Below are 15,259 nucleotides of genomic sequence, written 5' to 3' on the forward strand. Positions count from 1 at the left end.
AACCAGCGTGAAGGTTCTAAAACGAAGGCTACGCACGTAGAAGCTCCAGCGGAAGGTTTTCGGACGCGGGTTCAATTCCCGCCGCCTCCACCAAGAAAACTAAGTAATTTCGGTTACTTAGTATTTTTGTCCTTCAAAAAGCGTTACCAGTTTCTTTGGTCGGTATCACGTTGGCACTTTTACTGTAAATAGGTATGTAGTTTTCGACAGTAAGGTATAGTTGTATCAAAATGGAGATTTGTTCAATGCCACCCAGTAAAATCCAATATGGGCGACAACTTTCGTAAAATTATCGAATTCAACAGGCTTCACGATGTAACTATTCACGCCGAGTTGGTAGCTTTCGATTCTATTCTGATCTAATTGGGATGATGTAAGAATGACAACGGGTATCGACTTGGTCCGCTCGTCATCTCGGATTCGTCTCAGAATCTCCAGTCCGTCAATTTTGGGTAAGTGAATATCCAAAAGAATCAACGTGGGGTGGTCGCAAATGCCGCAATCGCTTTGTGCTCCCTGCCGGAAAATATAATCTACGGCCTCCTGGCCATCCTTCAAAACCTTGACTCTGTTGGCAAGGTTATTTTCTTTCAGAGCGTCCATGGTTAATTCAATATCTGCGGGATTATCTTCTACAAGAATAATGTCTAGAACCGTATTAATCATTTTCCTTTCCTCTTTGGAATCAATGAAGAGGTGAGAATTTCGGCAACCTCGACATAATATTTTCTGGAAATAAGATAAGCCACTTACCGAGGAATCGCTCATCTCGAAATTTAACAGGTTTTCTCTGCACTCTTGCCCTCGAAGAGAGTGCGCTTCATGAGATCAATCACAGCCAGATTGCAAGTCTTTCTATCTTCGGACAATTTTGCTTCTAACCGTACTAATCGAGATGGAACACTATTTCTTTGTCGAAGCATCAATTCACACTATACGCTTCGCGGAATTCCGCCTCCGCCTGTTTTCGTGCCCTGTGTTCCTCCGCTTCGACAGCACAAAGGCTCCATTGTAATTGGGAAGGTCATGGTCGGAAAGGATAAGATGGGGGGAGAATTCTTGAGTTTCACGAATGAAATATTTTTCGGTCATCGCCACATCGGGAGTAAAGGTGATCCCGGCTTCCTGCATTTCAAATTGAGCCAACACCTCATCATCAGGATTGTCTTCCAAAATAAGAATGCGAATCGGCTCCAGCATAATTAATTACCAGACAAGCAAAAAATTATTTGTATATTGCATTGCATATTAGTGGGAATAAAGCAAATGCTGATTAAATGAAAAAAAGATTAAACATGATTATTAAAATATGTGCGTTCAATTCCCGCCGCCCCAAGAAAAATCCAACAAAGCAAGAACCTGCCAGAAATGGCGGGTTTTTTGTTGTCAATTGAACTTGTTTTAATTCAAACATAATTTTTTAAACTGTCGGCGGTACTTATCATTTTTATATCCTTGACAAATGCAGTCGGTTTGTGGCTGATTCCATTGCAGTCCAATACAAAGCTTTCAGGATGGTTGCCGGACGGCCAAGGACGTACAGAAATTTCAGAGGCATTTATGAATTCCGAGCCTAATACACATGAGAACGAACAGGAGTATCATCAGCGTATTTTGTCTTTGGCGGCTCTTTTTCAGGGGGAGTTTAACGTCGATTGGCTTCAATATTTGTCACAAGGGAAGGCGTCACAGATCTTTGCCGCACTCCAATTCGGCGTCCGGAAAAAATGGTTGGCTGATAAGAGCGGAGGTGTTTTCTGCTTTATCAATCATTCCCGGCAAAACCGGCTGCAGAGCAAACTGACTCCTGACGAGCAGAAACTAATGCATCGGCGCATTGCAGACCTGCTGCTTGCGGAATTGCCGGGTGAATCCGCTATGGCAACTATGGCAGCCCCGCACCTTCTGTGCTTGTCCAACGATCTGGTTGGTTGCCGGCTCCTTATTGCCGCCGGGAATCTCTACCGGAAAAGCTTTAATTACGATGAAGCCTGCCGGCATTATGACAAGGCTATTGAAGATCTCCGGAAACTGAAAGGAGAGGAGGCCGATCATCTTTTTATTGAGGCCGTTCTTCAGTTTTCACGGGCATCAACAGGCGATCCTGTTTCCGACCGCGTCATCGCTTTCATCGGTGAAGCGATGGAACGGGCCGGCGAGCAGGGTAACAAAAGCGCTCTTGCCTTGCTGGAGATGCATCTGGCCCGAAATGAATGGCTCCGTTCCAGGTATCGGTCGGCTATCAAACATTACCACAGAGGACGGGATCTGGCGGAGACGATCGATGATCCCAGAATCAAGCAATCGGCCGCCATTTTCAGCCAATTTTTTCTTTACTGGCTGGGCCGCTATCAGGATGTCGTCAAAAGTTATGAGGCCTTTGTGCCCGACGTGGAAGATTTTCCAAAGGAGAACCTGCCCCTCCTGGCCGCGGTGACGGTGGGGGCCTGTTTTGCCTATTCGGGCCAGGTCTCTCAAGGGTTAGGCATGCTGGATGCCATCCGGGTCCGATGTCGAAAAATCGGCAACCTCTATGTTGCCGCAGTGGCCGACGTTACCATCGGGCAGATGCTACTGGAGATGAACCGGCTGGAAGAATCCAAAGTGTACATCGAGGAATCGCTCAATGAGTCGCAAGAAAGCCGGAATATCTATTCCCATATTGCCGGTTTGGCGTTATTGAGCCAATATTATTACCTTACTCATGATTGTGAAAAAGCCGTCGCGTTGCTGAAAGAAGCCATCGCATTGGGAGATCGGGCTCACATGCCCATGCGGCACGGCTCTGCCATTATGGTGGCATGCTGGGCCATGGAGGAAGGCAAATTACCCCGCATTGCGGGACTTTCTCTGGAACAGGAAATTCGTTCGGCTCTCGAAGGCGAGAATATTTTCATGAAGGGAGTGGCCTTCCGGTACAAGGCGCTTCTGCAAAACCTCAAGGGGGCATCCGACCAAAACGTCCTTGCCTCTCTGCGCCGCTCCATCCGCTATTTACAGGAATCCGGGCACCCTATTGAATTAGCTAAATCACATCTGGAAATGGCCAGGGCTTTTCTGCGCCTGGACCATGTGGAAAAAGCCCGGCAATGGGCGGAAGCGGGGGCCAAGCTCCTGAGTGCTTATCATGATTCCCTGATCCCTGATGACATTCAGCCTTTGATCAGAGGCGGCCAAACAGGTGAGAATCTGCTCGACGAGATTTTACGATTAGGCCAGGAATTAGTGACCATCAGAGACAGCCGGGATCTTCCCCGCCGCATCATTTCGACTGTAAACCGGATTACCGGCGCCGAGAGGGGAGCCATTTTTCTCTTCAATGAGGGGGAATCACCGAGTGTGTTGCTCCGGGCAGCGAAGAATCTGACGGCAGACGATATCGTTATGTCCGGGTTTACAGAATCAATGCAGTTGATCAAAGATACTTGCAAGACAGGCCACGGGCAAATCAGGGATTTCCATTTGGAGCAGGCCTCTCCTTCTCAAGGCTCTTCCAAGATTCTCTCCTGCATCTGTGTGCCCATGATCATCCGGGGGAAGGTTGCAGGGGTCTTGTACCATGACAACCGGCTCTTCCGAAGTGCCTTCAGGGAAAGCGATCTGGAAATCCTCAATTATTTTGCCGCGCAGGCGGCTATTGCCATGGACAATGCCCAGGCATGGGAAGCCCTGCGGATGATGTACGAACAGCAGCAGCGGGAAAAGCAGTATTATAAGGAACAATACCTGGAAAGCATTCGCTTTGAGGAGTTTGTTGGAAATAGTACGGCCATTCAAAAGGTTTTTAAGCAAATCGAACAAGTAGCCGCCACCGATGCGACCGTTCTTATCTGGGGCGAAACAGGTGTTGGAAAAGAACTGGTGGCCAGATCCCTTCACCGCCGCTCCTTACGCAGCGATCACCCGTTCATCCGGGTCAACTGCGGCGCACTGCCGGAGAGCCTGATTACCAGCGAACTCTTCGGTCACGAGAAGGGAGCCTTCACCGGTGCTGTTTCACGGCATGCCGGCAGGTTCGAATTGGCCAATGGCGGAACCCTGTTCCTTGATGAGATCGGAGATATTCCCATGGAGGTCCAGGTCCGGCTGCTCCGAGTGCTCCAAAGCAAGGAATATGAGCGGGTTGGCGGCCATGAAACGCTGCGATCCGATTTCCGGCTCATTGCCGCCACCAACCGGGAGCTCAGCGAAGACGTCGTGAGCGGCCGCTTTCGCCAGGACCTGTATTACCGCCTGAATGTTTTTCCAATCTTTGTTCCGCCGTTGCAGCAGAGAACCGAAGACATTCCCCTTCTGGCCCAATATTTTTTAGAGGTTTATGCGGGCAAGTTCAACAAAGACGTCCGGAGCATCACCCAACATGATATGGACAAACTGCTTTCCTATGACTGGCCTGGTAATGTAAGGGAATTGGAAAACGTGATTGAGCGCGGTGTCATCCTGAGTAACGGACCTGTCTACAAACTACCCGACCTGGGCTATCATCCCCTTGCCGCAACCGTCGAAACCAATCATTTAAGTCTGAAGGACAATGAAAAAAACCATATCCTCCGCGCACTGGAAAAGACAGGTGGCAAAATCGCAGGTCCCGGGGGTGCGGCGGAGATCCTCGATATACACCCCAATACGCTCTATTCAAGGATGAAAAAGCTCGGCATCTCATGATAAAATAAGTCTTCGGTCCCCAAACATCCTGACTCCAGCCGCCGGATCATTTCTTCAGCATCTACCTACGATATATCGTGTATTAACGATATATCGTATATCAGGCCATTTCTTTTGCACGCCAACAACGACATAATATGATGATATTATTATATAAATAAGAAAATTTACCTTCAGGCACAGAAGCTGCAAGTCGTAGCCCGTTTGACGCAATATGGATTTAAATGAAGTCCGTATGGACAATTCGGTAGGCAGCAAAGGATTGAAGGAGGAATGATGCGACTAGAAAAGCTTCTGATTGCCAACAGAGGAGAAATAGCGATTCGGATTGCACGGGCGGCGGCGGAATTAGGTTTGCAAACCGTGGCCGTGTGTCCGGCCGACGATAGCCAGTCTCTGCATACAAAAGCAGCAGACAAGGTATTGACGCTGGATGGCATGGGTGCAGCGTCATACCTCAATGGGAATGCCATCATCGCCGCAGCCAAGGCCGAAGGGTGTGGGGCCATCCATCCCGGCTATGGCTTTTTAAGCGAAAATATGGATTTTGCCAAACACTGCGCCGATGAGGGCATCATTTTTATCGGCCCGACACCGGACATGCTGGGTCTCTTCGGCAATAAGGTTGAGGCGCGCGCTCTTGCCCGCCGTTTGGGCGTGCCACTCCTTCCCGGCACATCCGATGCTGCGACTCTTGAGGAGGCGGTATCTTTTTTCAAAGAGCTGGGACCGGATGGAGCCGTCATGGTCAAGGCCATTGCCGGCGGAGGCGGGCGTGGAATGCGGCCGGTGTATGACCTGGGCAATCTGGAAGAAGCCTATCATCGCTGTCAATCGGAGGCCTTCGCGGCGTTCGGCAACGGCAACCTGTTCGTGGAGAAGTTGATCCGACGTCCCCGTCATATCGAGATTCAGGTGGTCGGCGACGGCAGGCAGGTGATTCATTTGGGCGAACGAGATTGCACCATGCAGCGCCGCAACCAGAAACTTATCGAAATCGCTCCCTGCCCGACCTTGTCTTCTGAACTCCGCAATAAACTGACGGATGCTGCCTTGCGGCTGTCCCGGGAGGTGAAATACCAGAGCCTCGGAACCTTCGAGTTCCTGATTGATGAAACAGCTGCCGGCCATTGGGACTATGCCTTCATGGAGGTTAATCCACGGCTTCAGGTAGAACATACGATCACCGAAGAAGTGACCGGTGTGGACCTGGTGAAAACTCAGATCGAAATCGCCTCCGGAAAAACCCTGGCCGATCTTGGCCTGACGGAAGAGTCAACCCGCCCCCGGGGTTATGCCGTGCAATTGCGGATTAACATGGAGACGATGGACGGCAATGGGGATGTCATGCCGGACGGCGGTGTGCTTAGCACCTATGAGGTGCCTTCCGGTAAAGATATCCGCGTCGACGGTTATGGCTACAGCGGCTATACTGTCAATCCGGCCTTTGACTCACTGCTGGCAAAACTCATCGTTCATTCGTCGTCGCCTCGCTATGAGGATGCCGTAAAGAAGGCCTACCGTGCCCTGGGCGAATTCAGGATTGGCGCTGTTGCAACGAATATTCCTTTCCTGCAAAACCTCCTGTGCCGTCCCGAGGTCATTCGGAACGATTTTCATACCCGATTTATCGAGGAAAATGCCGCGGCTTTGGCGGCAGTATCAGACGCTCACCGGCTTTGTCATTTTGAGGCGGCGGCCGTCTCAGCTGCCGTGGATCGTGTGGACATCATCCCCCCCGGCTTAGCCGCCGTTAAGACAAGCATGCAAGGCCGGATCGTGGATATTGATGTCGTAAAGGGTGCCGCCGTGACGGTCGGCCAGAAGCTGGCCGTGATGGAAGCCATGAAAATGGAGCACATCATCACAGCGGACCGCTGCGGATACATTCAGGATATCTGTGTTGCCGTTGGTGACACGCTTCGCAAAGGGGCATTGCTCTTTTTGATCGAAGAGGCCGAGGTGGCCGAAAACGCCAGGGTGGCCGATGATGTGGTCAATCTGGACGCCGTCCGGCCGGATCTTGCGGAGGTCATGGAACGCCACGCCTTCACCCGCGATGAAAACAGACCCGATGCTGTCGCCCGCAGGCGGAAGAAAAACCGGCGGACGGCCCGGGAAAATGTCGAGGACCTTTGTGATCCCGGCACGTTCATCGAATATGGCGCTCTCATTGTTGCCGCCCAGCGCCGTCGCCGCCCCATGGACGATCTCATCCGGAAAACACCTGCGGACGGCTTGATTACAGGGGTTGGCGCCGTCAACGGGACCCTGTTCAGCGACGAAAAATCCAGCTGCATGGTCATGGCTTACGATTTTACCGTTCTGGCCGGGACGCAGGGCCTCATGAACCACAAAAAGATGGATCGCGTTCTGCACGTAGCCAGCAAGTGGAAGCTGCCCCTGGTCCTCTTCGCCGAAGGCGGCGGCGGGCGGCCGGGCGATACGGATATCGACATTGTTTCCGGCCTTGATCTGACGACATTCAGCCGCTTCGCTGCTCTGAGCGGTAAAGTACCCCTCGTCGGCATTGTTGAAGGATCGTGTTTCGCCGGTAATGCCGCGCTTCTGGGTTGCTGCGATGTGATTATTGCGACCGAACATTCCAATATCGGCATGGGCGGTCCCGCCATGATCGAAGGCGGCGGCCTGGGTGTCTTCAAACCGGAGGATATCGGTCCCATCGACATTCAAACCAAAAACGGCGTCGTCGATCTGGCCGTGGCCGATGAAGTGTCGGCCGTCGCGGCAGCCAAGCAATATCTTTCCTATTTTCAGGGCATCACGGACTCCTGGGAGGCAGCGGATCAGCGCCATCTCCGCAGGCTGATCCCGGAGAACCGGCTCCGTGTCTATGACGTGCGCAAGGTGATTGAAGCCCTGGCGGATACGGGGTCGGTCCTTGAATTACGCCGCCATTTCGGGTTGGGCATGATTACAGCCCTGATCCGGATTGAAGGCCGGCCCTTCGGGGTGATTGCCAATGACCCCGCCCATATGAGCGGGGCGATTGAAGCGGAAGGCGCCGACAAGGCCGCACGCTTCATGCAGCTGTGCAACATCCACGGCCTGCCGATCCTCTCGCTGTGCGACACGCCGGGGTTTATGGTCGGACCTGAAGTGGAGGAAAGAGCTCAGGTCCGCCACGTCTGCCGGATGTTTATCGTGGGGGCGAATGTCACCGTTCCTTTCTTCACAGTCGTCCTGCGCAAGGGTTACGGTCTTGGCGCCATGGCCATGTCAGCCGGAAGTTTTCATGACGCATTTTTTACGGCGGCATGGCCTTCAGGAGAGTTCGGCGGCATGGGCCTCGAGGGCGCTGTTCGGGTCGCCTTCAAGAAAGAGTTGGAGGCCATCAAAAATGAAGTCGAACGCGATAAGGCCTTTAAGGAGATGGTGGATCAGTTCTATGCCATGGGAAAGGCCATCAATATGGCATCCTATATGGAGATCGACGCCGTCATCGACCCTGCCGATACGCGGCGCTGGATCATGCGCGGGTTAAAATCCGTTACATCCGCATCGCCAAGGGAAAACAGGCAATTATTCATGGACGCCTGGTGAGTGGCAAGGCGCGTGAATTGAAAAACTGGGAATCATTGCATCCCGAATAATTCTTTTAACAGGAGGTATTAAGCATGGAGCGTGTTTGGATGAAAAACTGGCCGGATTTTATCTCTCAGGAGTCCTCGTATTCCCGGGGCAAGAAGCCTGTTTTCGAGTATCTGAGGGACAATGCCCGGGAATTTCCCGACAGGACGGCAATTGTGTTTTACGGCAGGGAAGTGACCTTCGGTGAACTGGATCGCATGTCCGATCAGTTCGCCCGGTTCCTGATGGATCAGGGCCTCAAAAAAGGCGATCGCATCGCTCTTTTTATGACCAGCTGTCCCCAGTATCATATCGCCCATTACGGCATCAACAAGATGGGCGGGGTCATTGTCCCCTGCAGTCCTTTATTCAAGGAATGGGAGTTGACGTTTGAGCTGCGGGATACCGGGGCCAAGGCGATTGTGGCCCTCGATCTGCTCCATTCCGTGGCCGCCAGTTCCTGTAAGGAATGCGGGATAAAAACCATTGTGATTACCAGTATGCATGATTTTCTGCCTGCCGAACCGACCATGAATCTGATTCCCACGATGAAATTCCCCAAAATGACCTATCCGGATACGACCGAATTCATGGACATCTTTTTGCGGTATCCTGCCGAACCGGTCCAGGTTGATGTCGGCCTTGACGATGTCGTCCAGCTCCAGTTTACGGGAGGGACAACGGGCGTTCCCAAGGGTGCGATACTGACCCATGGCAACAAGCTCTTCAAAGTGGCAACTCTGGTTAATCTGCTCGACGCCAACATGGCATTCGTGGGGCAAACGGGAGGCCACAACACCTGTTTGGCGATCCTGCCGACCTTCCACATCGCCGGGATGCTCGGCGCCGTGGATGTCATGATTGCCCAGGGTTCCACGCAGATCCTGATGGTCATGTTCGATCCCGTTGCGGCCATGCAGGCCATTGAGCGTTATCAAGTCCAGTTTTTTCAGGCCGCCGTGCCCATGAATATCGCCATCATGAATCATCCGGACCGGAAGAAATACGATCTGTCTTCCCTTAAGCTTTGCCTCACAACCAGCTTCGGCATCCAGCTGACCGATGAGATCGTCAAACTCTGGAAGGCGGACACGGGCGGGTGTCTGCTGGCGGAAGCCGCCTATGGCCTGACGGAGACTCATACATTCGACTCTTTCATGCCCCTTCACAAGCCTAAATACGAAGCGGGTTGCCAGGGCATTCCCATTCCGGGGCAGGAGATCAGGATCGTCTCCTGGGAGGATAAGTCAAAGGAGGTGCCTGTCGGGGAGGTCGGAGAAATTGTGCTGAAGAACCCCGGCGTTTTCCAAGGATATTGGAACAAGCCGGAAGAAACGGCCAATACGCTTATCGACGGTTGGGTCTATACGGGAGACATGGGCAAGTTCGATCAGGATGGCTACCTCTTCTTTCTGGGAAGAAAGAAAGAAATGATCAAAGTCTCAGGCTTCAGTGTCTTTCCGGAAGAGGTGGAGACCTTCCTCCTCCAGCACGAAGCCGTGGACAAGGTGGCCGTCATCGGTGCCCCCGACGATAAGAAGGGAGAGGTGATCAAGGCCTTCATCATTCTAAAACCGGCATTCAAGGATAAGATCAGTTCCGAGGAAATCATCAAATGGGCAAAAGCGGGTATTTCCTCTTATAAAGTTCCTCAGGCAATCGTCTTCCGGGATGAATTGCCCATGAGCGGCGTGGGAAAGGTTCTGCGTCGTGTGCTTCTTGAAGAGGAAGTGAACAAAGGAAAGAAAGAACCGTCCTGAATAATTTAAGATGTGATCGCATGTCATGGTTTTTATAAGGACCAGGTGTCTGATTCCGGTCTTCATCTCCGTCATGCCGGCGGGGATGAAGACCCCATCTGCGGCATCGTTTGAAAAACCCCTGATGAGTGACATGAACGGTAATTTTAATAATTTAAAACTGGCGAAAAAATGCCGGTAGCACCTGTTGCTGTGCTTTTTGATATTTACGATAAGGATTCTTTTCTCACACAGGAGAATCCTTCTGTGGCGGCTTATTTCCGCTAAGACAATGACTGACTTTGTATCAGCGTGTGATACAAGTATCGGGAACTGACATTTCTTTCCGCTTGTTTTTCCATCATTCCATTATCGGCATGCTTTAAACGAGATTCCATTAACGGCGTGAAATAGATTCCCACGATCAGAAAGGCGTCAAAAACAATTGGCTTCCAGAATTCTTTTTTATCCCATTCTTCCGGAAAGGGAGCCAATATTTTTTTGACATAGTCAATTTCCGATTCCATCTTTATCAAATAATCGGCAATCACATCATAAAATGCATTTTCCGCGTTTAAGATATTTTCATTAATTGTTTCTGCAATGCCGTCATCCTTGGCCATGTTTGATAAAAAATGGTCTTTAAACCAGGGAGGGGCGGAGTGAGATAATTCATAAATGACAAAAGCGGCAATTTTAAATTTCAGATTTGACCGTTCATCGTCTTCCGATTTCATCTTGTCCATGAAGGACTCCTTTGCGGCTTTATAATAATTAACCAGAATTCTTCTTGATTCCATTGTCTCTTTCATTTTTGCGCCCTCAAAGTTTTTTATTATCGTATAAATATACTTACGGCCCTTCTTATCAGCTGAAAATACGATATACGTTTGCGATACCGGACAAATTTTCCAGACATCGGTATTTTTTTCCTGTCAGCAGCATAAAAAAAGAAAATTATTGCCCATGCACTAATCTTTTTTATGACTATTTAGTGAATCAGCATTATCCATGCCAAGTTTAAGAAAGCATCGCCCAGATGAACAATGAAGCAGTCCTGCTCAAATAATGTTCATTTGGCAAAAATATAGAAAACTTCGTTTCGTACCTGGAGGACATTTTTCTCTTTTTATTATAATTTAAAAAGCGTAAAATCGTCCCGGAAAGCGCTTAATGCCAAACATGCGTATTAATTGTCGGGCGTTGCTATTGTATTTGCCGGCGCCAAAATACTCTCCCTGGAGAACATAATGAAAACATTGATCTGTTTTTGCCGTGCCTGTCTCAACATCCGGTATGTGACCATAACGATAGTGATGTTGGCTGCCTTCACCCGGGTCGGTATAGAAACCGCACAGGCTGACCCCTTTCTTGACGAAATGGTCGAATTCAGCGGAGGGGTCTTTTATCTCGAGCAGAAAGTGCCTGCCGTCGTCATCGGCGTGGTGCGCAACGGGGAGATATCGATCCGCGGCTTTGGCGAACGGGCCGGGAAAGGCAGCAAGGAACCTGATGGTGATACGGTAATGCGAATCGGCTCCATCACCAAGGCATTTACCGGCGAATTACTGGCTCATCTTGTTGCTGCAAATTCTTTAGAACTGACTCAGCCGGTCACGAAGACCTGGCCGGGACTTGCAACCAATACGAAGGCCGACGTCGGACATATGCGGCTGATTGACCTTGTTACTCATGCCGCCGGTCTGCCGCGGGAAGTCCCTCTTAAACATGCCGCGGAAAAAGGCATCAATCCTCACATCACCGTTCAGGATCTGACCGGCTGGCTGGGACGTAATTCTTTGATTTTCAAGCCGGGGAAATCCGTGCATTATTCGAATTACGGCTTCGATCTGCTTGCTCTGAGCTTGTCTGCGGCGGCAAACAAGCCTTTTCCAGCGCTTATTCATCAACACATCACCAGTCCGCTCAACATGAAGGATACGGTGTTTGCGCTGTCCGAAGAGCAAAGGAAAAGATTTATGCAGGGCCACGGTTTTGATGGGGAAGTGATGTCGGATATTGCCATCGGTCACGTCACAGGCGGCGCGGGCGGCCTCTACTCCACGCCGAACGACCTGATGAAATGGATGCAATGGCATCTCGACCGCTTCAGTCAGAACGGCGCGGAAGTGCGAATGATCGATCATGCGGTTTATTTGATGCGCGATGGACTGGAAACCGTTTCGGGGATGGACGAGTCCGGCCGCATGGATGCGATGGGGCTTGGCTGGGTGGCTATGATGCCGAAGGGCGACCGTCCTTTCATCCTGCAAAAAGCCGGAGGATTACAGGGCACCTTCAGCTATATTGCCTTTGCACCAGCACGCGGAGTGGCGGTTTTCATCGCCATCAACAAATTCGACTTTGCTGCCGCTGCGGCTATGGCTCAAGTTGCCAATGACCTGATCGCGACGCTTGCCCCGCGCTGAGCAAGCTTGCAGCATGAATACATGCGATGCGCTAAGGCATGATCCGCGGGGCTCTGCATCAGCGGCCCGTCACATGATATGTCTGCTTAATTTTATTCCTTCCACAGGTGATTGATGATTTTCACCGTTTCTTCCGCGGCAATTTCCGGTTTTAAAGCTGTGTCGGCAATTCCGGAAACCACCCGGGTGATATTGTGATCGATGCCGGCCTTTTTCCAGATGCCGGCGCTCGGAGCGGAAATATAAGCGGAAAAAGTGTGATGCATGGTTCCGGGGCGTTCGCCGATGATGTGAATGATTGCTCTGTGTTCCCGAGTATCCGGCAATTCTCCGAACAGGACTTCCCCAATACGGTATCCTGCGCGAACCCGGCCGCTTTTAATGACCAGAATTTCAGGGGCCGGCGTCAAGGTTTTCTTCCGCAAATATTTTTCCAGGGCCGAAAGATACGGGGCCAAATGGCCCTTATCCATGATGGCATTGGCGTTCAGGCCGTCGGATACAATGATCTGCACCTGACCGGCTTCGCCTCTTTTTGCTTTTAACGCTTTCAGTTGCTGCAAGGAGGCATCATCCAGTTCTTCTCCGGTCTGCGGATGCAGAATATAATCGGCCCGATCCTGTGAACGGGTTTTCAGGGGCACCATATTGGGTATTGCGGCGATAAAGGAAGGATCAAGTTCCGTCCAGATGGCTTTTTTGGCGTCCGCATAAAGAGCACGAATTTCCCGATCAAGCCCGGCTGACATTTTCCATGTTTTGCGGTCAAATCCTTCCGCCAGATAAACACCGCGCTTCCGGACGTCCTTCATTTTTTGTTTTCCTTCCCGGTTGATATCAGCGCGGGAGCGCTTATCACCCATCAGGCGTCTGTATTGATACCACACGCGGAGAGGCTGTCCGAAATGCGAAGCAGGTTCACCCTTGGCGTTGATGACGCCTATCCGCTGGAAGAATTTCCACATTGCATCATTAACCTTGTATCCGAATTTCTCGCGAAGGCGCACATGATCCTGAAAGGCAGTTGTCAGATACCCCAGCATGGGATCATTTTTAGTGGGCAAAGCCATCAGGTAAGCCGGATTGGCCGGCATAATCTGATCCTGGCACCAGTCCAGATCATCCAGTGTGACATCCATATGCAGAGTTGAGCAGATATCCAGGCCAATGGTAAGGCCGTGGAGCTTGCCCATTACGATATCCTCAAGACAGCAGCGCACAAGCTGTTCGCGGGTTCGGAAGACTTCCGGTCCGATAAAGCCGGCGACATCATTGACATGCACCCATGGGGCAGGGCAGCGGCCGGCTTTTTGCTGGTTTTGAGCGATCTTGATTTTCAGCAGGCGGGCAAAACCATATTTTCGTGATTCATGGATGACCATGTCGGTGCCCTGGCCGCTGCCGTTGGTAAAATCAGCACCCTGGCCGGTTTCAAAATAAAATCCGTATTGCCCCGTTCTTTGTGACGTGTATTTCAGCATCTTTTCCAGAGTAATATCAAATGTGGCGTTTGCTTTGTCACTGCCGGCAAGACTTTGAAACCAGACGCCTGTGGTGCCCGGCTGTAGTTTTTCCACGTCTGCCTGAAGATCGATATGGGCCAGGACACTGTGGGGAATGATGTCTTCAACTTGAAATGCGCGGCGAAGGTCAGAGAGTGCTGTTTCAAGAACCGCAACGGATTCAGGTGCGCTGCTTGCGGGATTGACGCCCAGGACAACGTCGCCTGTCGCGTAAGACCATCCGGAAAAGATCTGCCAGATCACGTCATCGGGATGGTCCGTCGGGGAATTGGGCTGAATACGGGCTCCCATATATCCTTTGGCGCCGATGTTTGTGCCGGCAAGCGGATGAAATATTTTACGTCCGACGGTGATCAATTCTTCATTGGACAGGATCTTGACCACGCACCCGATGACATCGCTGCACAAGCCGTCAAGGATCGGCTGAATGTCTGATTCGTCTTGGGTAAGCAGGAACTGTCTGAGTTCGCCGATCGTCATTTGGCTGGTTTTTTTTACCGCATCGGGAGAAAGATTTTCGAGCAGGGTGGCATATAAGCGGTCTTCGAACAACGGGTGTTTCAGAATATCGCCGAGATGGGTATTGGATAAAAGTCTGCGTGCTTTTAACCGCGTGGCTTCGTCGGCTGCGGAGACGCCGAGAATCAGATCTCCCTCCTTGAAAGCATTGGCCGCTCCGACGAGCTGCTGATAGGTTGTGCGGTCAAATTTGCCCAGCGTGCGATCCATGAATGAAAAAAGATCCTCTTCAGGTTTTGTTTCAAGAAGCCTCGCCTGTAAAAGCGGCGGAAGCAATCCGGAACCGATCAGCGACCCTGCCAGAATAGAACAAAATTTTCTTCGGCTCATTTGCCTGCTACTCCCGTTGGTTAAATTGCTGCCCTTCATTATGCCAGCCTCGTTATTGATAATTTTTCTTATAAGACTTTTCTCCAGGTAAAGGAATAATACTTTTCTACATATCGTTCAAGCCGATTGAACATTTCATTGAAAGAAAGATGGAAATAAATGATTTATGGCGTGGGGCAGACAGTGGAATAATCGTTAAATAATGATGAGCATCATGTGTTTACAATTATCTTTCGTGTGCCGTTAAAAGATGGCACGGTCTTTTCATTAGTATAAAGGCAATTGCATACAACGGGTACAAACCCGAAACAAACACAGGAGGCAACAGATCATGAAAAAGACATTAGGAACCATCGTAGCGGCGGCGGCAGTAGTACTTTTAACAGCAACATTCGGTTTTGCGGAATACGCGGCGGCGGGAGCGGCGAATTTCCCGTATTTTCAACTGGGATGCCTGATCGTA

General features: G+C 50.8%; 8 protein-coding genes and 1 other RNA gene (1 of these 9 cut by a window edge). 5 read left to right on the forward strand and 4 right to left on the reverse strand.

Annotated elements, in window-relative coordinates:
- Positions 1–93: a transfer-messenger RNA gene (ssrA, locus tag CVU71_17815) on the forward strand; it begins 114 nt to the left of the window's first position.
- A gap of 132 nt (positions 94–225) precedes the next feature.
- On the opposite strand, the gene CVU71_17820 is transcribed toward ssrA, so the two are convergent.
- Positions 226–666 carry a two-component system response regulator gene (locus tag CVU71_17820; protein ID PKN17150.1) on the reverse strand — a complete coding sequence of 147 codons (441 nt, stop codon included), beginning with the start codon at positions 664–666 and terminating at the stop codon, positions 226–228.
- A 261-nt stretch (positions 667–927) separates the two neighbouring features.
- The gene (locus tag CVU71_17825; GenBank protein ID PKN17151.1) at positions 928–1,200 is read right to left on the reverse strand and encodes a hypothetical protein; all 273 of its coding nucleotides are present in this window, start codon (positions 1,198–1,200) and stop codon (positions 928–930) included.
- A 318-nt stretch (positions 1,201–1,518) separates the two neighbouring features.
- On the opposite strand from CVU71_17825, the gene CVU71_17830 reads away from it, so the two are divergent.
- From CVU71_17830 to CVU71_17840, 3 genes are all read left to right on the forward strand, one after another.
- Positions 1,519–4,665 carry a hypothetical protein gene (locus CVU71_17830; GenBank protein ID PKN17152.1) on the forward strand — a complete coding sequence of 1,049 codons (3,147 nt, stop codon included), beginning with the start codon at positions 1,519–1,521 and terminating at the stop codon, positions 4,663–4,665.
- Positions 4,666–4,941: 276 nt separating this feature from the next.
- Positions 4,942–8,229, forward strand: a complete 3,288-nt coding sequence (locus CVU71_17835) for a carbamoyl-phosphate synthase large subunit (GenBank protein ID PKN17153.1) — start codon at positions 4,942–4,944, stop codon at positions 8,227–8,229.
- A gap of 74 nt (positions 8,230–8,303) precedes the next feature.
- A complete protein-coding gene (locus CVU71_17840) occupies positions 8,304–10,016 on the forward strand; it encodes an AMP-dependent synthetase (protein PKN17154.1) in 1,713 nt (570 codons plus the stop codon).
- 263 nt (positions 10,017–10,279) lie between these two features.
- On the opposite strand, the gene CVU71_17845 is transcribed toward CVU71_17840, so the two are convergent.
- Positions 10,280–10,807: a hypothetical protein gene (locus CVU71_17845; GenBank protein ID PKN17155.1), complete on the reverse strand. Its 528-nt coding sequence runs from the start codon at positions 10,805–10,807 to the stop codon at positions 10,280–10,282.
- Positions 10,808–11,311: 504 nt separating this feature from the next.
- Here CVU71_17845 and CVU71_17850 point away from each other — a divergent pair.
- Positions 11,312–12,424, forward strand: a complete 1,113-nt coding sequence (locus CVU71_17850; protein ID PKN17160.1) for a D-alanyl-D-alanine-carboxypeptidase/endopeptidase AmpH — start codon at positions 11,312–11,314, stop codon at positions 12,422–12,424.
- Between the two features lie 92 nt (positions 12,425–12,516).
- On the opposite strand, the gene CVU71_17855 is transcribed toward CVU71_17850, so the two are convergent.
- The gene (locus tag CVU71_17855; GenBank protein ID PKN17156.1) at positions 12,517–14,796 is read right to left on the reverse strand and encodes an ethanolamine ammonia-lyase; all 2,280 of its coding nucleotides are present in this window, start codon (positions 14,794–14,796) and stop codon (positions 12,517–12,519) included.
- Positions 14,797–15,259: the final 463 nt, after the last annotated feature.

It is taken from the genome of Deltaproteobacteria bacterium HGW-Deltaproteobacteria-6 (assembly GCA_002840435.1).
Classification (GTDB): domain Bacteria; phylum Desulfobacterota; class Syntrophia; order Syntrophales; family Smithellaceae; genus UBA8904.